Genomic DNA, 24,039 nt, shown 5'->3' with positions numbered 1-24,039 from the left:
GGCAGCGGCGGTGTGACCTGGTCGGTAGCGCGATTGCTCGCCTTTTCGGTGATGCACCCCTTCGCCGTCAGTGCGTTCCCCTACTCTGTTGTTCATGGCTCTGCAAACGATCACATTGAGCGTTTTGATCGCGTCTCCGGGCGACACGGCCTCCGAGCGTGACCTCGTTGAGGATGTAATTCGTAGTTGGAACAGCGATCACACGCTGCGACGCAAGGTTCACATGCTGCCGTTGCGGTGGGAGTTGGACGCTGTTCCGATGGTGGGGCGTAATGATGCTCAGCAGGAGATTAATGAGCAGTTTGCCGATGTGGCGGACATTGTAGTTGCGGTATTCAATAGTCGTCTTGGGAAGGCGACCGCTCGTGCAGCCTCTGGTACAGCAGAGGAGATTCTCCGGGCTCGTGAACGTGGTGCTGCGGTTCATGTCTTCTTTTCCGAAGGTTCTGTTCCGCGCAACCATGATCCTGATCAGCTGAAAGCGCTGAGTGCATTCCGATTGGAAATGCAGGAGTACGGTCTGACGGGAACTTATGTCTCCCCAGATGACCTCGTCACCAAAGTGCGGAGAAGCCTAGAACGTGACGCCTACGATTTGAGTGATCTGAGTTACGAGGATGCTGAGGCTCCTGCCTCGGTTTCGGGAGCGATTTTGCGGTCCACTTATCTCTACGATCGAGAGCCGGTGACCGATAATCGTGGGCGAGTGAAAATGAAGTCAGTGAGAGAACGCCTCCGCGTGCAGAATCTGGGCGACACGGTCGCGGAAGATGTAGTGCTGAGGCTTCGCTCTGCTTCGGAAGGGGAGGATCCAATCACGTTCGGAGACATGACGGCATCGAGCATCCTCCCTCGCTCGCACTTTGATTTTCCAGTAGCAGCAACGGGCCTAGGATTCGCCTTTCAGGGGATCGTGATACATCGGTGGACCGAGGCCGGTGAGGCTCACGAGGAGGAGCAGACGATCTCGTGGACCTAGAGGACTTCGAAGGCTTTCGTACCTTCGCGGCACGTAACTCTGCGCGATAGGTGGGTGATCGCGAAGGTCCTACAGTGGTTGCCAGGCCTTACCCACTCGTAGGCGGTTAGCGTCAGCGTGTGTTCGGCGCGCGTCGGGTTGGTCACCCGTGACGCACTCCGATTGATCGCGCGACTAAAGGCTGTCCCGCAAAGGCTGGCTGGAGCCCGCGCCGGGTGTCGAGCGGGATACTCACGAGACTCCGACGCGGGGCTGTGACAGCCTTCGAACATGCCAGAGCTGCGCGTTCATGCAGGCCGTCACTATGCCGTCCAGTTCCACTACGCCTTGCCGGACGACGCATGGTGTGTGGAGCTGAGCGAGGCCGTCCCGGCGCCGGCCACGAGGGCTGAGATCCCCCACGCGGAAGCACATTTGCCTGGAGTGGCCTTCCCGGTGGCGGTGATACCGGACCTGGAGCCGACCGTCCACATCCACAGCCACGACGAGCACGTCATCCCCTACGAGATCACGCACTGGTTCATGGAGCACGTGGCCGAGCAGGTTGAACGCTGCCGCATCGCGTTCGAGCAGGGAGGGTCTGCAGCAGTGGAATGATCAAGCAGTGACTGGTGTGATCACGGCGTCGGAGCTCTCCTGGATAGCCCCGTTCAGCGGGCTGATCCCGCGTCAGTTCGGCAGGCTGATCAACGCGCTCAGGCGCGAGGGCGCAGATCCGGTGCTCAAGGGCCGGCCGTGGAGTCTGCCGCTGGAGGACCGCGTGCTGCTGGTCGCCGCGTACTGGCGGACGAACCTGACCCTGCGCCAGCTGGCGCCGCTCTTCGGGGTGCCCAAGTCCGCGGCCGACCGCATCATCGACCACCTCGGACCCGCGCTCGCTCTCCAGCAACGCAAGCGGTTCCGCAAGGACACCGTGCTGATCGTGGACGGCACCCTGGTCCCCACCCGCGACCACAGCATCGCCGAGCAGTCGAAGAACTACCGGTACTCGACCAACCACCAGGTCGTCATCGACGTCCGGCGTCGCCTCGCCACCGCGGCTGGCATCGTGCAGTCCCGCCTCGCCCAGCACGCGCGGCTGTCCTTCGCCCGCGTCACCGAGTATCAGAGGCGGGCGGCCGTCCACCTGCACGCCGTCGTCCGGCTCGACGGCCCGGACGGAGTGGCTGATGACCCACCGGCCTGGGGAACTGCCGACCGGCTCACCCATGCCGTGCGGGTTTCGGCTGGCCGGGTCCTGGTCCGCACACCCCACAGCCCTGCCGTGGGTGAGCTGGTGTTGCGCTGGGGCGCCCAGATCGATGTCCGGCAGCTGCGAGCCGACGGCGACGGGCCCGAAGATGACGCCGTAGCCGCGTACGTTGCCAAGTACGTCACCAAAGGGGTGGCCGAGACAGGTGCCGGCACCGACCACAGGCTCACCACCTGGGCCGACATGTCCGCGCCATCATGCGGAGTTGCTGACGCCTCGGCGGGCTGCCCGCGTACGTGCCCATGCACCTGCGCACCTGGGCCCACACGCTCGGGTACCGGGGTCACATCCTGAACAAGTCGCGCGCTTACTCGACGACGTATGCGCCACTTCGCGCCGAACGCGCACACCACATTGGCCACCGCGACATGCCTGACACGATCACGGACGAGCCCCCATCACGCATCGCCGATGGCGATCTCATTCAACGCCTTCGTTCCCATCAGCCACAGAGATTAATTATTCCCACAGTGGTCACACTAGTATCAAATTCGTGAGGGCTACCACACGGCAAGGTCGGCGAGTATTCTCATGGCCACCTGCCCGACGCGCCATCAATGCGAGGGTTACTTGGAGATCATCTCGCGTGTCCGCTCAGCCGATGGGTCTATCCACCCACGCCACACGTTCCAGGCACTGGCAGATCTTCGGCGCCACGAATTTATTGAGTATCTGCAAGCAATCCTTAATAAGGATGCGGCACTGGATTCGGTAGCGAACCGGAGTTCTGTCCACGCCAATGGGTTCACTAAATTGGTGCTTGAACGCAGCCCGGAAATCGCCTTGCGTCTGCACGTTTGGGAGCCCTGCCGAAGGAAGAATGAAGAAGAGCAGATCGAAAACATTCACGACCACGTGTGGCCATTCATGTCACGCGTCCTGCTTGGCGGTCTGGGCGAAGAGCGGTTTGGCGTCTCACGTCATGGACCGCTGATGGATCATTACCGCTACGTGCGGGGGCGGGCAACGCTGCCACCCGGTGCCCTCGTGTTCCATGAACAGGTCCGGCTGGAAACCCTGGACCACCTTTCGCATCTTGCGGGGACGGTTTACGAAGTAGACAACACTGTGCTGCACCGAGCCCGGAATTTTGACATCGATACGCATACAGTCACTTTGGTGCTGACAGGCGTGCCGAGGCGCACGCCAGCGTCCGTCTACACGCGCGCTGGGCTGAGCATCAGGGAAGACGTCCAAAACGCGCGAGTCTCTACGGATTCCGTACGTCAGCTTATCGGCTGGATCCTCGAAGCACTGTAATGCGCAACAGAGTCGCTGAAATTGACCCGCCCCATCTACCTTAGGTCCTCGATGCACGATGGATTGAACCGCCCCACGTTCGTGCAACTCGGCAACCATAACACTCAGCACAACCACTACTACAATGCATCGACCGGGCAGCCGACCAACTCGATCATGGACGGCACCGAATCCGGAGAGCTGGATCAATTTTCATTGGTAGCGCGTCTTGCATCCGAGTCCAAGAACGCCGGGGTTCTTAATGCGGTCACAGAAGAAATGAACAGGAGAACCTTCCGTCCGTTCAGCCCAATAGAAGACCTCCTCATGTGTCTTCGGTTGGCGCCGACCGTTGCGAAGCTTGGTGACTGGCAGATGAGACGGGCATTCAGCCATGCTCTGGGTTATACGCTCTCTTCTGCTGGTGACGGCGGTGGGCTAATAGATCGACTATATAGTGACCTCGCTGAGTACGCCCGCGCATCAGCGAACTTCAGCGTCATGCTGGCTATTGCCTCAACCGCAAACGATTCAACAGCACAAGTGGCGCACAACAGTGCGAAAGGGATCTATGAATACCCGCACCCGCAGGTGCTCTGGCAGCACTGTCGGCGCCCCGCCCTGTCCATGACCCATACCGGGCTGCGACCACTCATTGATGCGGCGCTTGACCGGGAAGACCCATGGATAAAGAGAAGGCTGGTCAGCTCCTGCTTGCTGGGACTTTCCCAAGGAAACCTGACGGACGCTGACAATATCAAGCGATTGTTGCAGACCCTGCGTGACGACGACACGCAGTTTATGAGTCTCTTTCTCTCTTGGATGGACCCCATAGGTCATCTTGATGTTTCCGAATTTCTGCAGCCAAGTCTTATGAGTGCGATGAAGAGCGATGGCTCGACGATAAAACGCATTGAACCGGCCAGTCTGCAGACATCTGACCCAAGTTTGGTGAGAACGAATCTCGAACTGCTGAATCTTGACTTGGATCTACAGAAACAGAAGTCTTCCTCAATAGTTGACCTCGATCAAACGTCGATGATCGGCAGCGCAAAGGGGAGGTATTCAACGATTGAGGACATCACTGCTTACCTGCTCGGCGGCGCCCACTATAAGACACGGGAAGAGCTTGTCCTGAATTTACTCGATTCATTCGATGAAGGGCTCCGTTGGGCCGTCGCTTCTAAATTCGACTTTGGTCTACCAAAGGGTCGAATAAGCGATGGTGAATGTACACAGGTATTCGCCATGCTGACAGACCCACACCCGTGGGTAGTGCGTGAATCCATCACGACACTGGCGCGCTGCGACGTGAGCTTGACCGAGCCAAATCTACGTGAGCTGGCCGGGAGAGTAGTCGCCGCGGTGAACCGCACGGAATCTCAGGGATGGCCGCGGGCTGAAATTGTGCCAGCGATAGGCGGCCTCTTGGCTTCGGAGCCTGCCCTAGCAGAATGGGTCGATCTTGCCAATCGAAACTAGTCGGAAGGGAAAACGTGCCGACAGCTGCCATTCAGGATAAATTGGCCAGTAATGCATGGCGCTCCCGGCGCCACGCATTGATTTACGGCACTACTTCAGTCGGGTGTGCCGTGATGGACGAGAGCGGTCGGATCTACACCGGGTGCAACGTGGAGCATCGGTTTCGCAGTCACGACATCCACGCGGAGACAAATGCTCTGGGTTCCATGGTCGCTGGGGGTGGCGAGAAGGTTGTAGCACTGTTTGTCGTCTCCCCCAAAGGCTGGGCACCATGCGGCAGCTGCCTCGACTGGATATTTGAACTGGGCGGCAAGGACTGTGCCATTTTCACCCAATCGGAGCTAGATGGGCTGATTGGTGCCTATAGGGCCGTGGATCTTCTACCGCACTTCCCTGAGCATGCAAAGCCGAGGCAAACGGCCTCGTAAACCGAATCAATGGAAGGCGTGACCAATGGACCCCATATCGCTGATACTGGGAGCGCTCCTGGCTGGCGTGAGCAAGGGCAGTGGCGAAGTTGCGAGCAGCGCCGTGATGGACGCGTACACCGGTTTTCGCGAGTCGTTGAAGCGTCGGCTCACAGGCAGGGGGTCAGCCCAGGCCGCGGTCGAGGAGTACACAGCGGATCCCGACACCTGGCGGCCGGCACTTGAGGCGTATCTCCAGCAGGCCGATATCCAGCGCGACGAAGCCCTGCTGGCGGCAGCGGCAGCAGTTCTCAACGCGGCTGATCCCGCCGGCGCATCGCGGGGGCGGTACGCGGTACACCTCTACGGTGCCCACGGAGTCCAGGTGGGAGACCGCAACACCCAGACCAACCACTACGGATCCGCCTCCCGTGCGGTGGACTAGCGTCGCGCTCTCACGACGAGGACGATCCAGGTTGCAGCAGAAAATGCCTCGCCCAGCAAGAATGAGGTACCCCGGCCGAACGATGACCCAACGAGCGGTCCAATAGCACTAGCAGGTGCCGCTCAGGTGCTTCCCTATCTGTATGGACGGTCGTCTACGACGCGAACGATGGTTCAGCAGGGCGGTCCCGCGGCTGTCAGCATGCGGCGGAACCGGACTACGTCCGCGGAGCGATGGTTAGACGTTTGCCCAGGTCAAGCATCAAAGTCCTGCTGGAGTATCAGTCCAGGGGGCTCGGCTTGATGTCCACCCGGTCCGTGTCGAACACTCTGCCCTTCCTGGTCGGGGGATGAACGAACACTGCCGCGAACAAGAACGCGAACAAGAAGCGGTAGATCGCGTTCATCCGTGCGTAGTTTTCTGCCTTCTCCAGGCCCTCCCAGCTGGCTTCAGCGTCCGGGCCGGCGATGCCCTCCAGGACGGCCACAGGGCGCTTCACAGTATTGCGCTGCCGTTCCTTCATCCGCTTGACGATCGGCGCGCGCATCGACTGGAAGTCGGCGGTCGTGAAGTCGTCGTCGTTGAGCCACAGCTCCTTCAGCTCCCGCAGCTTCTCCCGGTCCTTCTCGTCAGCGATGACGTCTGCCTCGGGGCGCGTGGTCGTGGCGGGCTCGTAGCCGGAGGTGTCCAGCTTGGTCAGGACGCTGATTGCCACATCCCGAACGAAGTCTTCGAGCGGCCCGGCCGAGATGGAGCGGTTGCACTTCTGCTGGTCGGTTTGTCGGAGCGGGTGCACCGGTAGTAGGCATATCGGCCGCTGTTCGTGCCGCCCATGCGGGCGCCGCACGTGCACGTGGCGACTCCGCGCAGAAGGTAGTTTCGAACCGGGCGCTTCTTTGTGTCCTGGTGCTGCTGGGCCCGATATTCCCTGAGCCGCTGCACCTCGTCCCACTGCCCGCGGTCAATGATCGCGGGCCACGTCCCGACGGCCACTTCCTCGCCCAGGTGGAATCGCAGCCCGGCCGCGAATGGGACGACAACAGATGCCGCACGTTCTCGGGGTTCCACTCTTTGCCCTTCGACGTGGGGATGCCCCGTGCTACGAGATCCTGAGCTATGCCGAGCGGCGATTCTCCGTCCAGGTAGCGCCGGTAGACCTCACGGACGATCTCTGCCTCTTCCCCGACGATCGCGCGGCCGTCGCGGGTGTAGCCGTACGGTCGGGTGCCCACGTGTGGCCGGCCTTCGCGGGCATGGTCCTGCAGGGCGTCCTTGAGGCGGCGGGAGAGATCGCGGCGGTTCGCCTCGCCGTGGAGCAGGACCGCGCTTGTCGTCGGCGATGGACAGTAGCTCTTCGAGATCCTTGGGCTGCCGCATGAGGCGGTCGGGGTGGTAGACGATGACGTGCCGGATCTCCCCGGCCTCCATCGCCCTGCATTGCTTCCCAACCGGGGCGCTTCCGGTCGCGCTGCCATGCCGAGCGGTTGTTGTCGACGTAGACGTGTGTGGGCTCGACGCGGAGCTGGAGGCGTTCGGCGATGTCCCGGCAGATGCGTTCCTGCCGGTCGACGCCGGTCTGGTCCTCGTCCCTGGTGTGGGAGATGCGGCAGTAGATCGCTGCGGGCTCGCCCGGTGTGACGGCGGCCCTTCCTAACTTGGGTCGGGTCATGTCAATCACTGTGTGAGCCGGGGATGACATCGATCCTGGTCGGCGCCGCGATCGGGGCCCTCTTCTTCAAGGAGCGGTTCGGGGCGCCCCGGATCGCGGCCGCGGGGCTCCTGGTCGTCGGGATCGGGCTGATGCTGCACACGGGGTGAGTCCCGCAGGAGGAGCCCGGCGCGGTCGGCATGGTGCGCGCGGCGGCCGGTAGGAGCACCCTGGAAGCAGGTCTTCCGGAGGTGATCCTCATGATGCACACCGCAGTGGGATGGCACGTCGAGATGGAGTTCATGGAGGACGACCAGCACACGCGGGCGGTCGCGATGGTGCGGCTCCCCGACGGCACCGAGGTCCGCGGGCACGGCCACGCCAGCCGGCACCGGATCGACTCCCAGCAGCCACGGGTCGGCGAGGAGGTCGCGGGGGCACGCGCATTGAACGAGCTGGCGATGCAGCTGCTCACCAAGGCGCACGACGAGATCGACGCTGCGTCCGGGCGGACGTCACACCCCATCCACGTCTGAGCCGGTCCGCCGCAGCGACTCCCGTACCGCCCGCACCAGCGCCTGCGCCCGCGGGTCCGCCGTCACCGTCTTGCGGAAGCCGTTGGTGACGTAGCCGAAGGCGACGCCGGCCTCCGGGTCGGCGAAGCCGAGGGCGCCGCCGCGGCCCGGGTGGCCGAAGGAGCCGGGGGACAGGAACGGCGAGGCGCTGCCGTGCAGCATGTAGCCGAGGCCGAAGCGGGTGCCCACGACCAGCACCCGGTCCGGCCCGGCGGACTCCTCGGCCCGGGCCCGCTCCATGGTCGCCGGGTCGAACAGCCGCACGCGCCGGGTCACCCCGTCCACGTCGCCGATCAGCGCGGCGTAGAAGCGGGCCAGCCCGTCGGCGGTCGCGATGCCGTTGGTCGCCGGGAGGGCGGCCGCGCGGTAGGCCGGGTCGTTCTGGTCCGGGAACGGCGTGATCGCGGCGAAGGCGCGGCGGGTGAGGGAGCCGGGGTCCGCGTAGGCCTCGGTGACGGCGCGCTTGGGACGCAGCCGCGGGCCGGTCCCGGACGGCCCCGGGCCGGGGTTCTCCAGCCGCCCGACCCGCCCGGTCCGGCCCGCCGCCTCCTCCGCGCCCGGCAGCCCCACCCACAGGTCCAGCTCCAGCGGCCGGGCGATCTCGTCCGCGATCCACTCCCCGGCGCCCCGCCCGCCCGTCACCCGCCGGACCAGCTCGTCCAGCAGCCAGCCGTAGGTCAGCGCGTGGTAGCCGTGGTCGGTGCCCGGCTCCCAGACGGGCGCCTGGGCGGCGACGGCCCGGGGGCCGCGCAGCGGGTCGAGGGCTTCCTCGGCGGTGAGCGGGCGGTCCAGGACCGGCAGCCCGGCCCGGTGGTTCAGCACGTGCCGGACCAGCACCCGCTCCTTGCCGTGCGCCTTGAACTCCGGCCAGTACTCACCCACCGGCGCGTCCAGGTCCAGCTCCCCGCGCTGGTGCAGCAGCAGCGGTACGGCGGCGGCGACGCCCTTGGTCGCCGAGCGCACGACCTGGGCGGTGCCCCGGCGCCACGGTTCGGTGCCGGCCGTGTCGTCGACGTTCCTGGTGCCACCCCACAGGTCGACGACCTTGCGCCCGTCCCGGTAGACGGCGACCGCCGCGCCCCGGTCGCCGAGCGCCGCGAAGTTGCCCGCGAACGTGTCCCTCACCGGCTCGAAGCCCTCGGCCACTGTGCCGTGCACGTCCACGCCCACCTCTGTACGTCCCTTCCGCTCGCCCGCGCCAGTGGGTGCAACCGCCACCGGCCGCCGGTGATTCCTCACCCGCCCGTCGACACCGACCGCGGGTCGAAGCCGAAGGGCAGTTCCAGGCGGTGGGCGCGCATCAGCGCCTCGTCGGAGAGCAGGCCCGCGGTCGGGCCGTCCGCCGCGATCACGCCGTCGCTGAGGATCAGGGCGCGGGGGCACAGCTCCAGCGCGTAGGGGAGGTCGTGGGTGACCATCAGGACCGTGACGTCCAGGGAGCGCAGGATGTCGGCGAGTTCGCGGCGGGAGGCCGGGTCGAGGTTGGAGGAGGGCTCGTCCAGGACCAGGATCTCCGGCTCCATGGCGAGCACGGTCGCCACCGCCACCCGGCGCCGCTGCCCGAAGGACAGGTGGTGCGGGGGCCGGTCCTTGAACTCCGCCATGCCGACCAGCGCCAGCGCCCGGTCCACGCACGCCTCCAGCTCCGGCCCCTTCACCCCGGCCGCCGCCGGTCCGAACGCCACGTCCTCGCGCACGGTCGGCATGAAGAGCTGGTCGTCGGGGTCCTGGAAGACGATACCGACCCGGCGCCTGATCCGCGCCATGTTCCGCTTGTCCACCGGCAGCCCGGCGACGGTGACCGTGCCGGCACCGCCGGTCAGGATGCCGTTGAGGTGCAGGACCAGGGTCGTCTTGCCCGCACCGTTCGGCCCGAGCAGCGCGACCCGCTCACCACGGGCGACGGAGAAGTCGACGCCGAACAGGGCCTGGTGCCCGTCGGGGTAGGCGTAGGCGAGGCCGGAAACTTCCAGCGAGGGTGTCATCAAAACGCCCACCTCCCAGCTTGCGGATGAGTATCGTTGTCAACAGGCCGGTGCATGCGAGAGCCAAGCTTGCACCACCTCTGTGTCATTGCTGTCAACCGGGCTGGTCTCAACCCGGCTGGTGTTGAGCGTGTCAGTCTCGGTCGTCCGCTGGGCAATCGAGCAGCGCGAGCCAGGAATCCCCCTTGCGACCCAAGGGGGAGGATTCAAAGGGTCCATCCCAGCAAACACACGACGAGAGCCGCGCCCGGGAGCAGGGAAGCGTACGACCACTGCGCCCGGGACGCGGTCACCTCGTCGATGACCGGCATGGAACCGGCGTAGCCGCGGCTGACCATGGCCAGGTGGACGCGCTCGCCGCGTTCGTAGGAGCGGATGAAGAGCGCGCCGGCCGACTTGGCGAGCACGCCCCAGTGCCGGACGCCGCTCGCCTCGAAGCCGCGCGACTCCCGGGCGATCCGCATCCGCCGCATCTCGTCCGCGATCACGTCCCCGTACCGGATCATGAAGGTCGCGATCTGCACCAGCAGCGGGGGGAGCCGCAGCCGCTGGAGGCCGAGCAGCAGGGAGCGCAGCTCGGTGGTGGAGGCGAGCAGTACGGAGGCGGCGACGCCCAGGGTGCCCTTGGCCAGCACGTTCCAGGCGCCCCACAGGCCGCTGACGCTCAGCGACATGCCGAGCACCTCGACCCGCTCGCCCTCCGCCACGAACGGCATCAGCACCGCGAACGCGACGAACGGCACCTCGATCAGCAGCCGTCTGAGCAGGAGGCCCGCCGGGACGCGGGCCGCGTACGCCACCGCGGCGAGCAGCAGCGCGTAGAGGCCGAAGGCCCACATCGCCTCGCGGGGCGTCGACACGACGACGATCACGAAGGCGAACGTGGCGGCGAGTTTGGTGTGCGGGGGCAGGCCGTGCACGGGGGAGTCCCCGGGCCGGTAGAGCCGATGGGCGTGGCCGGCGCCCATGTCAGACGGTGGTGTCCGTGTTCGTCGGCGAGGCGTCGTCGCTGCGCCGCCTGCGCACCGCCCAGAACACCGCGCTGCCCGCGACGACCGTGACACCGACGCCGATCACGCCCGCGAGGCCGCCGGAGACGCGGGCGTTCGCGATGTCCTCGACGCCGTAGTCGGCGAGCGGGGAGTCGGCGTTCGCGTGCTCCTCGGTCTTCTCGTCGATGCCCTTGTCGGCGGCGACCTTCTCCAGGCCGTCGGGGTTGGCGGAGGCGTAGAAGCTGACGAAGCCGGCGAGGACGAGGGAGGTGACCAGGCCGGTGATCCACAGCTTGCGGTGCGAGCGGGCGGCGGCGGGGGCGGGGGCCGGCTCCGCGCCGGGGGCGTCGACGAGTTCGCCGTTCACGCGCAGTTTCAGCGGCCGGGTCAGGCCGCGCGCCCCGTACACCAGGTCCGGGCGTACGGCGATGACGGCGCCGACGGTCAGCGCGGTGATCGCGGCCTCGCCGATGCCGATCAGCACGTGCACGCCGACCATCGCGGTGGCGACCTTGCCGATGGCGATGTCGGTGGTGCCGCCGATCCAGTACAGGAAGGTGAAGGCGAGGGCGGCGGCCGGTACGGAGACCAGGGCGGCGACGAAGGAGGCGACGGTGACCGAGCGGCGGGTGCGCGGCAGGACCTTCACCAGGCCCCGGAAGAGGGCGTAGGCGACGACCGTGGTGACGATCGCCATGTCCGTGATGTTCACGCCGAGCGCGGTCAGCCCGCCGTCGGCGAAGAGGATGCCCTGCATGAGCAGGACGACGGAGACACACAGGACGCCCGTGTAGGGGCCCACGAGGATCGCGGCGAGGGCGCCGCCCAGCAGATGTCCGCTGGTCCCCGCGGCGACGGGGAAGTTCAGCATCTGCACCGCGAAGATGAACGCCGCGACCAGCCCGGCCAGGGGCGCCGTCCGCTCGTCCAGCTCACGGCGCGCGCCGCGCAGGCTGACCGCGATGGCGCCGGCGGCGACGACGCCGGTGACGGCGGAGGTCGGGGCGTTGATGAATCCGTCAGGTACATGCACGGTTCGATGATAGGGACCAGTTGCGAGTGATTCGCAAGAGCGAGGTAAAGGCTGATCTCACATGTGATATTCGGCCCGGAGGGCGTGAACGGGGAAATATGGGACATTGGAGTGGGGGTGGACGCACAGCTTTCGCACAGGTGGCAGAGCGTAAGGGGCATCCGATGTCCGTAGTCGAGCAGTACGCACGAGCCCACATCCTGACGGACGCGGACCTCCCCGGCCAGGACGACGGCGGAGCGATACCCGTCGTCCTGCGATACGACCCCGACCACGACCCGCGATCCGTGAGTGTCGCGCTGCCCGCGCGGGGGCTCGCCCCCGGCTCCCGGGTGTGGACCTTCCCCCGCGACCTGCTGGAACAGGGCCTGCGCGCGCCCACCGGGACCGGCGAGGTGCGGGTGTGGCCGTGCGGCCGGGTGCAGGCCGTCGTCGAGTTCCACTCCCCGCAGGGCTGCTCGGTGGTCCAGTTCGAGACCAAGCCGCTCATCCGCTTCCTGCGCCGTACCTACACCGCCGCGGCGCAGCCGGTGGCCCACTGAGCCACCGGCCGCGGGTCCGGACCGCGCCGGCCGGTCAGCCGCTCGCCTTCAGCAGTGCCGCCACCAGCGGACCCGCGGTCTCGCCGCCGTGGCCGCCCTGCTGGACGACGCCCGCCGCGGCCACGTCGCCCCGGTACGCGGTGAACCAGCCGTTGGGCTGCTTCTGGCCGTCGACCTCCGCCGAGCCGGTCTTCGCGCCGACGTCACCGCTCACCCCGGCCATCGCCTCCGCGGCGGTGCCGTACGCCGCCGTGTAGGACATCAGCTCGCGCAACTGCGCCAGCGTGCCCGCCGACATGGTGCGGGAGGCGGTGGCGAGTGCCCGTCCGTCGACCGAGGGGGCGACCAGGTAGGGCTGGTGGAAGCTGCCCGACTTCACGGTCGCCGAGACCGACGCCATGTTCAGCGGGTTCATCCGCACCCCGCCCTGGCCGATCAGGGAGGCGCCCATCTGGGCGTCGCTCTGCACCGGGACGGAGCCGTCGAAGGTGGACACGCCGACGGACCAGTTGTTCATCGACAGGCCGAACACCTCCTTCGCCTGGCGGGTCAGGTCGTCGTCCTTCAGCTTCGGGGCCTGGCTGATGAAGGCGGTGTTGCAGGAGCGGGCGAAGCTCGCCTTGAACGTGCCGTCCTTGATCTCGAACTTGTCGTCGTTCTGGAACTTCCAGCCGCCGTAGGTGAAGTACTTCGGGCACGGGTGCTTCTTGTCCATCGACGCCAGGTTCTTCTCGATGAGCATCGAGGCCGTGACGACCTTCATCGTGGAGCCGGGGGCGAGGGAGCCCTGGAAGGCGGTGTTGAAGCCGTGGCCGCCGTTGGCGACCGCGAGGACCTCGCCGGTGGAGGCGCGCAGGGCGACCACCGACGCGCGCTCCTTGCCGTCCACCTGCTTCTCGGCGGCGGCCTGGAGGGCGGGGTCCAAAGTGGTCTTCAGGGTGCCCGGGGTGCCCTTGCTCAGCTCAAGGAGGGTCTTGTCGGCGGCCTTCGCCGCCTTCGACTCCTTGCCGCGGACCACGCGCAGTTCGATGCCGGGGGTGCCGCCGGCCTTGTCGCCGTACTTCTCGCGCAGGCCGTCCAGGACGCTGCCGAGCGAGGGGTACTTCGCGGCGGTGATCTCGGCGCCGTCCCGGTCCAGTGCCTTCACCGGCGGGTCCCCGGCCTCGCCGGTGACCAGCTTGTCGCCGTCCTTCAGCTCCGGGTGGACGACGGCGGCGTGCCAGTCGACGCGGGGTTCGCCGTCGCCGGCCCGGCGCACGACGGTCAGCGCGCTGTCGTACGCCAGGGGCGCGGTGGTCTTCCCGTGGGCGACCGTGGCCTTCACGGAGAACGGGACCTTCTCCCCGGCCGGGGTGCCCGCGGTGAGGGTGACGTCCTTGATCCGGGCGTCCTTGGCGTAGCCGGTGAGCAGGGCCTTCGCGGCCTCCGCGTCGTCGGTCGCGGCGGCGGCGCCGGCCGTGTCGCCCTTCTGCCACGCGGTCAGGAAGCCCTGTGCCGTCGAGGTGACCTCGGCCGCCGTCAGGGGGCCCGACTTCACCTCATCGGCCGCCGCGGACTTCGTCCTGGCGTCGTCCTCGGCGCCGGACTCCCCGCCGAACATCGCGTAGGCGCCGAATCCGGCACCGGCCACGACCACCGCGGCCACCCCACCGATCACGGCGGGTGTCGTCCTGCGCCGTTCGCCGGCGCCCCTTCTGCTGCTCACTGCGTTCCGTTCTCTTCGGCGCCCGGATCCCGGGCCGCTCGGTGCCCTCGTTGCCTCATGCTTCCAACGACCCGACCACAGTAGGGGCATTCAGCACGGCCGATCGGTCTCAGCCCCCCGCTCGTAGCACGTCCGCGACAATCGGGCCGGCCGCGTCGCCGCCGTGGCCGCCCTCCTCGGTCATCGCCGCCGCCGCGACGTCGTCGCGGAAGCCGGTGAACCAGCTGTTGGACGTGGTCTGCCCGTCGACCTCGGCCGACCCGGTCTTCGCGCCGATGTCGCCGCCGAGGCCGGCCATGGGCTCTTGGCCGGTGCCCTGGGTGGCGGTGAGCCGCATCATCTGCTTGAGCTGGGCGGCGGTGTTCTGCGGCAGGCCCTTGGCGGTGGCGAACTCGCGGTCGTCCAGGTCGCGGGAGACGAGGTAGGGCTGGCGGAACTCGCCGGTGATGGCGGTCGCCGTCACCGAGGCCATGTTCAGCGGGTTCATCTGGACCTCGCCCTGGCCGATCGCGTTGGCCGCGCGGTCCGGGCCGCCGGACGCGGGGACCTTGCCGTCGAAGGAGACGATGCCGGTCTGCCAGTTGTCCCCGCCCAGCCCGAAGCGCTCCTGGGCCTCCTGGGTCAGCGAGGAGTCCGAGAGCGGGTCCTCGTCGACGAGCTTGATGAAGCCCGTGTTGCAGGACCGCATGAAGGTGTTGGCGAGCGTGGCGCCCTCGTTCGGCTTCATGCCGGTCAGGTTCTTGAAGGTCTGGCTCTGCCAGGTCGCCGTGTTGGGGCAGGGGGCGGGTTCGTTCATCGAGGTCACGCCGTTGTCGATGAGCATCGCGGCGGTGATGATCTTCATGGTGGAGCCGGGGGCGACGCGTCCCTGGAAGGCCGCGTTGAAGCCGTCCGCGCGGTTGTTGGCCACGGCCAGCACCTCGCCCGTGCTGGGCTTGACCGCGACCACGGACGACTCGCCGTACCGCTTGACGGCCTTCTCGGCCGCCGCCTGCACGCCCGCGCTGAGCGTCGTGCGGAGCTTGCCCGGCTCGCCCTTGCTGAGCGTCAGCAACGGGGAGTCGGGGGCCTCCTGGGCGGTGTGCCGGACCACCAGCTCGACACCCGGGGTGCCGCCCGCGTCGGCGCCGTACCGCTCCCGGAGCGTGGCGAGGACCGGTCCGAGCGACGGGTACTTCTCCTTCGTCAGCACCTCGCCGTCCCGCCCGACGGCCTCGATCTGCGGGGTCGCCGACTCCTCCGTGACCAGCGTGTCCCCGTCCTTCAGCGAGGGGTGGACGACGGACGGCTGCCAGTCCACCAGCGCCCGCCCGCTGGTCTCACCGCGCACGACCTTCAGGGTGCTCTTGTACGTCAGCGGCTTGGTCGTGCCCTCGTACGACACCTTCGCCTTCACGGTGAACGGCACGGACGCGCCGGCCGCGGCGGAGGGCGTGATCTCGACGCCGGAGATGTGCGCCTCCTCACCGTAGGCCGCCAGCAGCGTCGTGGCGACCGAGGCGTTGTTCGTGTGCGACGCCGCCGTCGCCGCGTCGCCCTTCTCCCACGCCGTGAAGAACTTCCCGGCCGTCTCCTCGACCTCGTCCCCGCTCGGCGGCCCGCTCTTGACCGACGCCCCGGCGGCGCCGGACCCCCCGTCCCCGTCCAGCGCCGAGACAACGTTGTACGCGCCGTACCCGGCCCCGCCCACCATCACCGCGAACACGCCGCCTATGACGGCGACCTTCACCCCCCTGCCCATCGGCAGTCCCCTCCCCGTCTCCCCGTCGGCCTTCCGCGCGCCGACTTGAACGCGTTCAGAAGCACTTGTGGGTCGCACTCTATGTGCAGGGCGTGACCGGCGGTACGGATGTTTCCGGATGGTGGCCGAATGGAGATGAGGCCCCTAACGGTGGCTCACCCGCTCGGATGCCCTCGGTGAGCAACTGATCGCGAGGGTGTGCATGGTGAGTCCATGAACACAACACCTCACCCCAAGAAGGCAGTTTCCCTCCGAGCCCGAGCACTCGTGGTGAGTGCCGCCGTGGGCATCGCTTGCGTGGCGGGGGTGGCGACTGCCACGTCCGCCGTGGCCGCGACGCCCGCCACACACGTCGCCACGACTGCCGCCCCAGCCTACGGAGGCGGCGGGGACGGGGACGAGTTCCAGTGCGGTAACGGCCTCCTCCCCATCCTCAACTTCTGCAACTGACGTACGAGCGACACCCACCCGCAGGGCGGTCGGGATCAGGGGCGGAACCCCTCACCCTGACCGCCCTGCCGACCGCCCGGCTAAACCCAGGTGTCCAGCCACATCCGCGACCGCCAGTCGTCCATCGGGATCGCGGTGCCGGTGTAGAGGGGCCAGAAGTAGATGAAGTTCCACGCGATCAGCAGCACCAGTACGCCCGCCCCGGTCGCGCCCGCGACGCGGCGGGCGTCGCCGCAGCCCGGGCGGCCGATGATCGCCCCCAGCAGCATCGCCACCGCCAGGCACAGGAAGGGCAGGAAGACGACGGCGTAGAAGAGGAAGATCGTGCGCTCCTGGTACAGGAACCAGGGCAGATAGCCGGCGGCGATGCCGCAGGCGATGGCGCCAGCGCGCCAGTCGCGGCGGAAGGCCCAGCGCCACAGGACGTACAGCAGCGCGAAGCACCCCACCCACCACAGCAGCGGCGTGCCGAGCGCCAGGACCTCGCGGGCGCACTTCTCGCCCGCGTCGGCCGGGCAGCCGTCCGAGCCGGGGGACGGCGACTCGTAGAAGTAGGAGACCGGGCGGCCGAGGACCAGCCAGCTCCAGGGGTTCGACTGGTAGGTGTGCGGCGAGGTCAGGTTGGTGTGGAACTCCAGCACCTGGGTCTCGTAGTGCCACAGGCTGCGCCACCAGTCGGGCAGCAGCCAGGACCAGGAGCTGTTCGCGCCGTCGTTCGCCGCCCAGTCGCGGTAGTAGCCGCCGGAGCCGTCGGTGGGGGAGAGGATCCAGCCCAGCCAGGACAGCACGTACGTCGCGAGCGCCACCGGCACCGTGGACAGGAACGCCCAGCCCAGGTCGCGCCTCAGCACCGCCAGATGGGGCCGTTCGGCGCCCGCGACCCGGCGGGTGCCGACGTCCCACAGCACCGCCATCACACAGAAGGCGGCCATGATGTACAGGCCGTTCCACTTGGTGGCCGCGGCCAGACCCAGCATCAGCCCCGCCGCCAGCCGCCACGGCCGCCACCCGAAGCGGAACGTCTCGGCGATGCCCGCGTCCGGCCGGACCAGGCCGTCCTCGTCCACCGGCAGCGCGGCGGCGAGTTTCCCGCGGGCCCGGTCGCGGTCGACGACCAGGCAGCCGAAGGCCGCCAGCACGAAGAACATCAGCACGCTGTCCAGCAGCGCGGTGCGGCTCATCACGAAGTGCAGCCCGTCCACCGCCATCAGCGCGCCTGCCAGGCAGCCGAGGAAGGTCGAGCGGAACAGCCGCCGTCCGATCCGGCACAGCAGCAGCACCGACAACGTGCCGAGCAGGGCCGTCATGAAACGCCAGCCGAACGGGTCGAAGCCGAACAGCACCTCGCCCAGGCCGATGATGTACTTGCCGACCGGCGGATGCACGACGTACGCCGCGTCCGCCGGGATCGGGACGTCGCCGCCCGAGTTCAGGATCAGGTCGTTGGCGTTCTTGTCCCAGTTGACCTCGAAGCCGCGGTGGATCAGCGCCCACGCGTCCTTGGCGTAGTACGTCTCGTCGAATATCACCGCCTTCGGGCCGCCCAGGTTCCAGAACCGCAGCACGCCCGCGAAGAGCGCCACCAGCAGCGGCCCGCCCCACGCCGACCAGCGCAGGATCCGGCCGGTGAGCGGCTTCGACAGGCCGAGGAAGGCCCACAGGCGCGGACCGGGGCTGGTGTACGGCGGCACCAGCCGGTCGCCGACGTCGCCGGCCGCGGGCCCCGCCGGGTAGCCGAAGCGGCGCAGCCGCTGCTGCCAGGCGGGCCGCTCGTCGTGCGGTGCCTGGTCCTGCCGGGTGTCCGTGGAGGACGCGGTACTGGTCACCGCGCCATCGTAGGGAACCGTGCTGTGCGCGTCCCGCGCATGGCCCCCACCCGCCCGATGCGTCCCGCGGAAGGAAGCCCGTCCGCCCCTGGGAGGATGGGGGCGTGACTGGAACCCTTGTACTGGCGGGCACCCCCATCGGCGACGTCCGGGACGCCCCGCCGCGGCTCGCCGAGGAACTGGCCGGCGCCGACGTGGTCGCCGCCGAGGACACCCGGCGGCTGCGCCGGCTCACCCAGGCGCTCGGCGTCACCCCGCGCGGGCGCGTCGTGTCGTACTTCGAGGGCAACGAGTCCGCCCGCACACCCGAGCTGGTCGAGGAGCTGGCGGGCGGCGCGCGCGTGCTGCTGGTGACCGACGCCGGGATGCCGTCGGTGTCCGACCCCGGCTACCGGCTGGTCGCCGCCGCCGTCGAGCGGGACGTCCGGGTCACCGCCGTACCCGGCCCGTCCGCCGTGCTGACCGCGCTCGCGCTGTCCGGGCTGCCGGTCGACCGGTTCTGCTTCGAGGGCTTCCTGCCCCGCAAGGCGGGCGAGCGGCTGACCCGGCTGCGCGAGGTCGCCGAGGAGCGCCGGACCCTCGTCTACTTCGAGGCGCCGCACCGCCTCGACGACACCCTCGCCGCCATGGCCGAGGCCTTCGGCACCGACCGCAGGGCCGCCGTCTGCCGGGAGCTGACCAAGACCTACGAGGAGGTCAAGCGCGGCGGGCTCGGCGAGCTGGCCGCGTGGGCCGCCGAGGGCGTGCGCGGCGAGATCACCGTCGTCGTCGAGGGCGCCCCGGACCGCGGGCCCGAGGAGCTGGACGCCGGGGAACTGGTGCGGCGGGTGCGGGTGCGCGAGGAGGCGGGGGAGCGGCGCAAGGAGGCGATCGCCGCGGTCGCCGTCCAGGTGGGCGTGCCCAAGCGGGAGGTGTTCGACGCGGTGGTGGCGGCGAAGAACGCGGGGGCGTGATCCGGCCGCGCTTGACCCGTTCCTGACCTTGCGGGCCCTTCCGCCAAGGACAGCCCAAATCAGCTCAAACACTCGGCACTGCCTGGTGCTTTCCGGCGGGTGGAGGAGTCCACTGGAGGAAGGAACGGCGAACGAACCGAAGGAGCCGGGATGAGCATGAGTGAGAGCGCGGCACGGACCGGAATACCCTCCGGGGCCACGGCCGTCGTCCACGAGTCGTACTCCTTCGCCTGCATGCGCTGCGGGCACGGCTGGGAGCAGTCCTTCGAGATCGAGCACCACAAGGACGCCGACGGCAACGAGTACGTGCGCTACGTCGCGGACGGCCGCGTCGTGCCCTCCCCGCTGACCCGGCCGACCTGCGCCAACTGCGACAACCACGTCGTGCGGATCATGCGGCCCGGGCGAGTGGCCTCGGTCCGCGGCACCGACCACGGCCTGCACCGGGTGCCGGCCGCGGGTCCCCTGGAGGTGCCGCCGGTGCCCGAGGCGCCCGGACCCGGAGCGGCGGGGCTCTCCGCCGAACGCCGCCACTGGCACCTGGGCGACCTGCTGCACGCCCTCCACCTCCACCGCCGGGCGAGCTGACGCCCTCGGGGAACGGGCGGCGGCTTTCGTAGGATCGGGGCATGCCTTCGAACGCCTCGGGACGCTCCGACAAGAACGACGCGCCCCCGCTCCCCGAGCCCCTCCGGGTGCCGGTCGCCGACTCGCACACCCACCTCGACATGCAGTCCGCCACCGTGGCGGAGGCGCTCGCCAAGGCCGCGTCGGCCGGTGTCACGACGGTCGTGCAGGTCGGCTGCGACCTGGCCGGCTCCCGCTGGGCGGCCGAGACCGCGGCGGCGCACGACGCCGTGCACGCCACCGTCGCGCTGCACCCCAACGAGGCGCCGCGCATCGTCCATGGAGACCCCGACGGCTGGTCGAGGCAGGGGGCGCGGCAGCCGGGAGGGGACGCGGCGCTCGACGACGCCCTCGCGGAGATCGACCGGCTGGCCGCGCTGCCGCAGGTCAAGGGCGTCGGTGAGACCGGCCTGGACTACTTCCGCACCGGGCCCGAGGGCAAGGAGGCGCAGGAGCGGTCCTTCCGCGCCCACATCGAGATCGCCAAGCGGCACGGCAAGGCCCTGGTCATCCACGACCGCGACGCCCACGCCGACGTCCTGCGCGTCCTCAAGGAGGAGGGCGCCCCCGAGCGCACCGTCTTCCACTGCTACTCCGGCGACGCCGAGATGGCCGGGATCTGCGCCCGCGCCGGGTACTACATGTCCTTCGCCGGCAACGTCACCTTCAAGAACGCCCAGAACCTGCGCGACGCCCTCGCGGTCGCCCCCCTGGAGCTGGTCCTGGTGGAGACCGACGCGCCGTTCCTGACCCCGATGCCCTACCGGGGCCGCCCGAACGCCCCCTACCTGGTGCCGGTCACGGTGCGGGCGATGGCCGGTGTGCGGGGCGTCGACGAGGACACCCTGGCGACCGCCCTGGCCGCGAACACGGCCCGCGCCTTCGGCTACTGATCAGCGGCAGGTTGCGCCACGCTGCGTAGTCGCGTCGCTTTGGAGAGTGACGAACGCTCCGCTAGGTTCTGGGGGCCCGATCCGGACCCCTGGAGCGTGTCGGCGTGAGCAGAACGCAGTTCGAGACCACCGAGGTCTCCGAGGGACACGAGTACCTCGCCCCGTACGACGTGCACAGCGCGCCGACCCTGCCGTACGGCGCCGTCCTCCCGTCGGCCCGCACGCCGGGCGACGGGCGTGCCGAGCGGCGGCGCCGGGCGCGGGAGGCCGGACGCGTGGACGGCTCCCTGCGCCGGCTGCTGCCCCGCGCGCTGGTCGTGGCCTTCCTCGCGGGCGGCACCACCGCCTTCGTCGCCAAGGACAAGGCGGTCGAGCTGACCGTCGACGGGACGCCGCGCACGCTGCACACCTTCGCCGACGACGTGACCGAACTGCTCGCGCAGGAGGGCGTCGAGGTGGGCGCCCACGACGTGATCGTGCCGGCCCCCGGCACCCCGCTGACCAGCGGCGAGGACGTCGCCGTCCGCTACGGGCGGCCCGTCCTGCTCACCCTCGACGGCCACCGGCGCCAGGTGTGGACGACCGCGGAGACGGTGGACGGGGCGCTGCGGCAGCTCGGCGTGCGGGCGGAGGGCGCCTACCTGTCCGCCGAGGGCTCCCGGCGCATCGGCCGCGAGGGCCTCGCCCTGACGGTGCGGACCGAGCGGGTGGTGACCGTCATGGCGGACGGCCGGGCCCGCACCGTCCGCACCAACGCCGCGACCGTGCGGGAGGCGGTCGAGGCGGCCGGGGTCACCCTGCGCGGCGAGGACACCACCTCCGTCCCCGCGACCGGCTTCCCCCGCGACGGCCAGACCGTCACCGTGCTGCGGATCACCGGCTCCCAGGAGGTCCGCGAGGACCCGGTCCCCTTCGACGTACGACGGGCGGAGGACTCCTCGCTGTACCGGGGCACGGAGGTCGTCCAGCAGGCCGGACAGCCCGGACTGCGCCGCACCACCTACGCCCTGCGCACCGTCAACGGCGTCCGGCAGAAGCCCCGCCGGCTCCGCACCGAGCTGGTGCGCGAACCCCGCGCGCAGATCATCCTGGTCGGCACCCGCCCCCGCCCCACGTCCGTGCGGGGCGCCGACCACCTCAACTGGCGGGGCCTTGCCGCCTGCGAGTCGGGCGGCCGCCCGGACGCCGTCGACCCCTCGGGCACCTACGGGGGCCTCTACCAGTTCGACACCCACACCTGGCAGAGCGTCGGCGGCGAGGGCCGCCCGCAGGACGCGACCGCCGCGGAGCAGACGTACCGGGCGAAGCAGCTGTACGTCCGCGCCGGCGCCGGTTCCTGGCCGCACTGCGGGGCCCGGCTGCGGGGCTGACGGGCCCGCCCCCCCCGGCCCCGCCGCACGACCCCGGCGGAGCCGCCGTCGCCCCCGGATACCCTTGCGGGGTGAGCAGCCCCACCCCCGACGCCCTTCTGGGCCCCGCCGACGTCCGCGAACTCGCGGCCGCCCTCGGCGTGCGCCCCACCAAGCAGCGCGGCCAGAACTTCGTCATCGACGCCAACACCGTCCGCCGTATCGTCCGCACCGCCGAGGTCCGCCCCGACGACGTGGTGGTCGAGGTGGGACCGGGTCTCGGCTCGCTCACCCTGGCCCTGCTGGAGGCCGCCGACCGGGTCACCGCCGTCGAGATCGACGACGTACTCGCCGGCGCCCTGCCCGCCACCGTCACCGCCCGCATGCCGGAGCGCGCCGACCGGTTCGCGCTCGTCCACTCCGACGCCATGCAGGTGACCGAGCTGCCGGGCCCCGCCCCGACCGCGCTGGTCGCCAACCTGCCGTACAACGTGGCCGTGCCCGTCCTCCTCCACATGCTCGACACCTTCCCGACCATCGAGCGCACCCTCGTCATGGTCCAGGCCGAGGTCGCCGACCGCCTCGCCGCCGGGCCCGGCAACAAGGTGTACGGAGTGCCGTCCGTGAAGGCCAACTGGTACGCCGAGGTCCGCCGGGCCGGCGCCATCGGCCGCAGCGTCTTCTGGCCCGCGCCGAACGTGGACAGCGGGCTGGTGTCACTCGTCCGGCGGACCGAGCCGCTGAAGACCACCGCCTCCAAACGCGAGGTCTTCGCCGTCGTCGACGCCGCGTTCGCCCAGCGCCGCAAGACGCTGCGGGCCGCCCTCGCCGGATGGGCGGGGTCCGCCGCGGCCGCCGAGGCCGCGCTCGTCGCCGCGGGCGTGTCGCCGCAGGCGCGCGGAGAGGCGCTGACCGTGGAAGAGTTCGCGCGTATCGCCGAACACAAGGAGTGACGAGCAAGTGAGCGTGACGGTCCGCGTCCCCGCCAAGGTCAACGTCCAGCTCGCGGTCGGCGCCGCCCGCCCCGACGGCTTCCACGACCTCGCCAACGTCTTCCTCGCCGTCTCTCTGTACGACGATGTCACCGCGGTCCCGGATGCCGGCGGGCTCCGCGTCACCTGTGAGGGCCCCGACGCCGCCGAGGTGCCCCTGGACCGCACCAACCTGGCCGCCCGCGCCGCGCTGGCCCTCGCCGAGCGGTACGACCGCGAACCCGACGTGCACCTGCACATCGCCAAGGACATCCCCGTCGCCGGCGGCATGGCCGGCGGCAGCGCGGACGGCGCGGGCGCGCTGCTCGCCTGCGACGCCCTGTGGGGCACCGGCGCCTCCCGCGACGAACTGCTCTCCATCTGCGCCGAGCTGGGCAGCGACGTGCCGTTCAGCCTGGTCGGCGGGGCGGCGCTGGGCACCGGGCGGGGCGAGAAGCTGACCGAGCTGGAGGTCGGCGGCGCGTTCCACTGGGTGTTCGCGCTGGCCGGGCGGGGACTGTCGACGCCGGCCGTCTTCCGCGAGTTCGACCGGCTGACGGAGGGCCTGGACATCCCGGAGCCGGTCGCCGACCAGGCGGTCCTGGACGCCCTCACCAAGGGCGACCCCACCGCGCTCGCGGTGGCCGTCTCGAACGACCTCCAGCCCGCCGCGCTCTCCCTCCACCCGGAACTGGGCGACACCCTCGCGGCGGGCCGCGCGGCGGGCGCCCTGACGGCCCTCGTCTCGGGCTCGGGCCCCACCACGGCCTTCCTCGCCCCGGACGCGGGCTCCGCGTCCGACATCGCCGGGGTACTGCGGGCGTCGGGCACCTGCCGTGACGTGCGTACGGCGTCGGGGCCGGCGGCGGGGGCGACGGTGCTCGGATCGTAGGCACCCGGCGGCCGGGACTACCCTGGAGGGTCGATCGTCCCCCAGGCAGGAGA

Annotated in this window: 25 protein-coding genes and 3 pseudogenes; 18 read left to right on the top strand and 10 right to left on the bottom strand. The window is 69.4% G+C overall.

The annotated features are described in order from the left end of the window. The first annotated feature begins 94 nt into the window (after nucleotides 1–94). The 9 genes and pseudogenes from ACFC1X_RS23935 to ACFC1X_RS23895 all read left to right on the top strand — a co-directional run bounded on the left by ACFC1X_RS23935 (nucleotide 95) and on the right by ACFC1X_RS23895 (nucleotide 5,804). Nucleotides 95–979, top strand: coding sequence for a hypothetical protein (locus ACFC1X_RS23935; RefSeq protein WP_376356751.1), 885 nt, complete (start codon nucleotides 95–97; stop codon nucleotides 977–979). 270 nt (nucleotides 980–1,249) lie between these two features. After that, nucleotides 1,250–1,576, top strand: a complete 327-nt coding sequence (locus tag ACFC1X_RS23930) for a hypothetical protein (protein ID WP_376356749.1) — start codon at nucleotides 1,250–1,252, stop codon at nucleotides 1,574–1,576. A 7-nt stretch (nucleotides 1,577–1,583) separates the two neighbouring features. Next, nucleotides 1,584–2,024: pseudogene (locus tag ACFC1X_RS23925) on the top strand (transposase family protein); the annotation flags it as partial. Between the two features lie 3 nt (nucleotides 2,025–2,027). Next, the gene (locus ACFC1X_RS23920; RefSeq protein ID WP_376356876.1) at nucleotides 2,028–2,525 is read left to right on the top strand and encodes a replication initiator; all 498 of its coding nucleotides are present in this window, start codon (nucleotides 2,028–2,030) and stop codon (nucleotides 2,523–2,525) included. After that, complete coding sequence (locus tag ACFC1X_RS23915) at nucleotides 2,474–2,728, top strand: replication initiator (protein WP_376356747.1); 255 nt, start codon at nucleotides 2,474–2,476, stop codon at nucleotides 2,726–2,728. The genes ACFC1X_RS23920 and ACFC1X_RS23915 overlap by 52 nt, the downstream gene beginning before the upstream one ends. 73 nt (nucleotides 2,729–2,801) lie before the next feature. Next, nucleotides 2,802–3,491 carry a hypothetical protein gene (locus ACFC1X_RS23910; RefSeq protein ID WP_376356745.1) on the top strand — a complete coding sequence of 230 codons (690 nt, stop codon included), beginning with the start codon at nucleotides 2,802–2,804 and terminating at the stop codon, nucleotides 3,489–3,491. Nucleotides 3,492–3,542: 51 nt separating this feature from the next. Continuing rightward, nucleotides 3,543–4,952 carry a hypothetical protein gene (locus ACFC1X_RS23905; RefSeq protein WP_376356743.1) on the top strand — a complete coding sequence of 470 codons (1,410 nt, stop codon included), beginning with the start codon at nucleotides 3,543–3,545 and terminating at the stop codon, nucleotides 4,950–4,952. After that, nucleotides 4,925–5,380, top strand: a complete 456-nt coding sequence (locus ACFC1X_RS23900) for a cytidine deaminase (RefSeq protein ID WP_376356742.1) — start codon at nucleotides 4,925–4,927, stop codon at nucleotides 5,378–5,380. Before ACFC1X_RS23905 ends, ACFC1X_RS23900 begins: the two co-directional genes overlap by 28 nt. 25 nt (nucleotides 5,381–5,405) lie before the next feature. Continuing rightward, nucleotides 5,406–5,804, top strand: coding sequence for a hypothetical protein (locus tag ACFC1X_RS23895; protein WP_376356740.1), 399 nt, complete (start codon nucleotides 5,406–5,408; stop codon nucleotides 5,802–5,804). A 280-nt stretch (nucleotides 5,805–6,084) separates the two neighbouring features. Here the strand turns inward: ACFC1X_RS23895 and ACFC1X_RS23890 are convergent, their stop codons facing one another. From ACFC1X_RS23890 to ACFC1X_RS23880, 3 genes and pseudogenes are all read right to left on the bottom strand, one after another. Beyond that, the gene (locus tag ACFC1X_RS23890) at nucleotides 6,085–6,519 is read right to left on the bottom strand and encodes a hypothetical protein (protein ID WP_376356738.1); all 435 of its coding nucleotides are present in this window, start codon (nucleotides 6,517–6,519) and stop codon (nucleotides 6,085–6,087) included. After that, nucleotides 6,501–6,638, bottom strand: a complete 138-nt coding sequence (locus ACFC1X_RS23885) for a hypothetical protein (RefSeq protein ID WP_376356874.1) — start codon at nucleotides 6,636–6,638, stop codon at nucleotides 6,501–6,503. Before ACFC1X_RS23885 ends, ACFC1X_RS23890 begins: the two co-directional genes overlap by 19 nt. 257 nt (nucleotides 6,639–6,895) lie before the next feature. Continuing rightward, a pseudogene (locus ACFC1X_RS23880) lies at nucleotides 6,896–7,279 on the bottom strand (hypothetical protein); the annotation flags it as partial. A gap of 220 nt (nucleotides 7,280–7,499) precedes the next feature. On the opposite strand from ACFC1X_RS23880, the pseudogene ACFC1X_RS23875 reads away from it, so the two are divergent. After that, nucleotides 7,500–7,622, top strand: a pseudogene (locus ACFC1X_RS23875) (EamA family transporter); the annotation flags it as partial. A gap of 90 nt (nucleotides 7,623–7,712) precedes the next feature. Then, nucleotides 7,713–7,988, top strand: a complete 276-nt coding sequence (locus ACFC1X_RS23870) for a DUF1876 domain-containing protein (RefSeq protein WP_376356736.1) — start codon at nucleotides 7,713–7,715, stop codon at nucleotides 7,986–7,988. Here ACFC1X_RS23870 and ACFC1X_RS23865 read toward each other — a convergent pair. From ACFC1X_RS23865 to ACFC1X_RS23850, 4 genes are all read right to left on the bottom strand, one after another. Further along, a complete protein-coding gene (locus ACFC1X_RS23865; protein WP_376356734.1) occupies nucleotides 7,968–9,191 on the bottom strand; it encodes a serine hydrolase domain-containing protein in 1,224 nt (407 codons plus the stop codon). The two genes, ACFC1X_RS23870 and ACFC1X_RS23865, sit on opposite strands and share 21 nt — an antisense overlap. A gap of 71 nt (nucleotides 9,192–9,262) precedes the next feature. After that, entirely contained in the window at nucleotides 9,263–10,012 is a 750-nt protein-coding gene (locus tag ACFC1X_RS23860) for an energy-coupling factor ABC transporter ATP-binding protein (RefSeq protein ID WP_376356732.1), read from the bottom strand. 206 nt (nucleotides 10,013–10,218) lie between these two features. Next, complete coding sequence (gene cbiQ / locus ACFC1X_RS23855; RefSeq protein ID WP_376356730.1) at nucleotides 10,219–10,980, bottom strand: cobalt ECF transporter T component CbiQ; 762 nt, start codon at nucleotides 10,978–10,980, stop codon at nucleotides 10,219–10,221. 1 nt (nucleotide 10,981) lies between these two features. Continuing rightward, complete coding sequence (locus ACFC1X_RS23850; RefSeq protein ID WP_376356728.1) at nucleotides 10,982–12,037, bottom strand: energy-coupling factor ABC transporter permease; 1,056 nt, start codon at nucleotides 12,035–12,037, stop codon at nucleotides 10,982–10,984. Nucleotides 12,038–12,201: 164 nt separating this feature from the next. Here ACFC1X_RS23850 and ACFC1X_RS23845 point away from each other — a divergent pair, with 164 nt between their 5' ends. Next, the gene (locus ACFC1X_RS23845) at nucleotides 12,202–12,579 is read left to right on the top strand and encodes an SsgA family sporulation/cell division regulator (protein WP_376356726.1); all 378 of its coding nucleotides are present in this window, start codon (nucleotides 12,202–12,204) and stop codon (nucleotides 12,577–12,579) included. Between the two features lie 34 nt (nucleotides 12,580–12,613). Here the strand turns inward: ACFC1X_RS23845 and ACFC1X_RS23840 are convergent, their stop codons facing one another. The 3 genes from ACFC1X_RS23840 to ACFC1X_RS23830 form a co-directional block, all read right to left on the bottom strand. Continuing rightward, nucleotides 12,614–14,284: a penicillin-binding transpeptidase domain-containing protein gene (locus tag ACFC1X_RS23840; RefSeq protein ID WP_376356724.1), complete on the bottom strand. Its 1,671-nt coding sequence runs from the start codon at nucleotides 14,282–14,284 to the stop codon at nucleotides 12,614–12,616. Between the two features lie 109 nt (nucleotides 14,285–14,393). Further along, nucleotides 14,394–16,025, bottom strand: a complete 1,632-nt coding sequence (locus ACFC1X_RS23835; protein ID WP_376356722.1) for a penicillin-binding transpeptidase domain-containing protein — start codon at nucleotides 16,023–16,025, stop codon at nucleotides 14,394–14,396. A 530-nt stretch (nucleotides 16,026–16,555) separates the two neighbouring features. After that, on the bottom strand, nucleotides 16,556–18,301 hold the full coding sequence (locus ACFC1X_RS23830) for a dolichyl-phosphate-mannose--protein mannosyltransferase (protein ID WP_376356720.1): 1,746 nt from the start codon (nucleotides 18,299–18,301) through the stop codon (nucleotides 16,556–16,558). Between the two features lie 104 nt (nucleotides 18,302–18,405). Here ACFC1X_RS23830 and rsmI point away from each other — a divergent pair, with 104 nt between their 5' ends. The 6 genes from rsmI to ACFC1X_RS23800 all read left to right on the top strand — a co-directional run bounded on the left by rsmI (nucleotide 18,406) and on the right by ACFC1X_RS23800 (nucleotide 23,986). Further along, complete coding sequence (rsmI, locus tag ACFC1X_RS23825) at nucleotides 18,406–19,254, top strand: 16S rRNA (cytidine(1402)-2'-O)-methyltransferase (RefSeq protein WP_376356718.1); 849 nt, start codon at nucleotides 18,406–18,408, stop codon at nucleotides 19,252–19,254. A gap of 150 nt (nucleotides 19,255–19,404) precedes the next feature. Next, nucleotides 19,405–19,842, top strand: coding sequence for a hypothetical protein (locus ACFC1X_RS23820; protein WP_376356716.1), 438 nt, complete (start codon nucleotides 19,405–19,407; stop codon nucleotides 19,840–19,842). Nucleotides 19,843–19,883: 41 nt separating this feature from the next. Further along, nucleotides 19,884–20,774: a TatD family hydrolase gene (locus tag ACFC1X_RS23815; protein WP_376356714.1), complete on the top strand. Its 891-nt coding sequence runs from the start codon at nucleotides 19,884–19,886 to the stop codon at nucleotides 20,772–20,774. Between the two features lie 104 nt (nucleotides 20,775–20,878). Next, nucleotides 20,879–22,144, top strand: coding sequence for a ubiquitin-like domain-containing protein (locus ACFC1X_RS23810; RefSeq protein WP_376356712.1), 1,266 nt, complete (start codon nucleotides 20,879–20,881; stop codon nucleotides 22,142–22,144). 71 nt (nucleotides 22,145–22,215) lie between these two features. Beyond that, nucleotides 22,216–23,076, top strand: coding sequence for a 16S rRNA (adenine(1518)-N(6)/adenine(1519)-N(6))-dimethyltransferase RsmA (gene rsmA, locus ACFC1X_RS23805; RefSeq protein WP_376356710.1), 861 nt, complete (start codon nucleotides 22,216–22,218; stop codon nucleotides 23,074–23,076). 7 nt (nucleotides 23,077–23,083) lie between these two features. After that, nucleotides 23,084–23,986 carry a 4-(cytidine 5'-diphospho)-2-C-methyl-D-erythritol kinase gene (locus tag ACFC1X_RS23800; protein ID WP_376356708.1) on the top strand — a complete coding sequence of 301 codons (903 nt, stop codon included), beginning with the start codon at nucleotides 23,084–23,086 and terminating at the stop codon, nucleotides 23,984–23,986. Nucleotides 23,987–24,039 lie beyond the last annotated feature (53 nt).

It is taken from the genome of Streptomyces sp. NPDC056128 (assembly GCF_042263835.1).
GTDB lineage: Bacteria > Actinomycetota > Actinomycetes > Streptomycetales > Streptomycetaceae > Streptomyces.
Note: the sequence above shows the minus strand (reverse complement) of the source record. Positions and strands in the feature narration are given on the sequence as shown.

Bases quoted from the DNA above. Each gene is read 5' to 3' on its own strand.
- ACFC1X_RS23935 (WP_376356751.1), top strand. From the start codon at position 95: ATGGCTCTGCAAACGATCACATTGAGCGTTTTGATCGCGTCTCCGGGC.
- ACFC1X_RS23930 (WP_376356749.1), top strand. From the start codon at position 1,250: ATGCCAGAGCTGCGCGTTCATGCAGGCCGTCACTATGCCGTCCAGTTC.
- ACFC1X_RS23915 (WP_376356747.1), top strand. From the start codon at position 2,474: ATGCACCTGCGCACCTGGGCCCACACGCTCGGGTACCGGGGTCACATC.
- ACFC1X_RS23905 (WP_376356743.1), top strand. From the start codon at position 3,543: ATGCACGATGGATTGAACCGCCCCACGTTCGTGCAACTCGGCAACCAT.
- ACFC1X_RS23900 (WP_376356742.1), top strand. From the start codon at position 4,925: ATGGGTCGATCTTGCCAATCGAAACTAGTCGGAAGGGAAAACGTGCCG.
- ACFC1X_RS23895 (WP_376356740.1), top strand. From the start codon at position 5,406: ATGGACCCCATATCGCTGATACTGGGAGCGCTCCTGGCTGGCGTGAGC.
- ACFC1X_RS23885 (WP_376356874.1), bottom strand. From the start codon at position 6,638: ATGGGCGGCACGAACAGCGGCCGATATGCCTACTACCGGTGCACCCGC.
- ACFC1X_RS23870 (WP_376356736.1), top strand. From the start codon at position 7,713: ATGATGCACACCGCAGTGGGATGGCACGTCGAGATGGAGTTCATGGAG.
- ACFC1X_RS23860 (WP_376356732.1), bottom strand. From the start codon at position 10,012: ATGACACCCTCGCTGGAAGTTTCCGGCCTCGCCTACGCCTACCCCGAC.
- cbiQ (WP_376356730.1), bottom strand. From the start codon at position 10,980: ATGGGCGCCGGCCACGCCCATCGGCTCTACCGGCCCGGGGACTCCCCC.
- ACFC1X_RS23845 (WP_376356726.1), top strand. From the start codon at position 12,202: ATGTCCGTAGTCGAGCAGTACGCACGAGCCCACATCCTGACGGACGCG.
- ACFC1X_RS23835 (WP_376356722.1), bottom strand. From the start codon at position 16,025: ATGGGCAGGGGGGTGAAGGTCGCCGTCATAGGCGGCGTGTTCGCGGTG.
- ACFC1X_RS23820 (WP_376356716.1), top strand. From the start codon at position 19,405: ATGAGCATGAGTGAGAGCGCGGCACGGACCGGAATACCCTCCGGGGCC.
- ACFC1X_RS23815 (WP_376356714.1), top strand. From the start codon at position 19,884: ATGCCTTCGAACGCCTCGGGACGCTCCGACAAGAACGACGCGCCCCCG.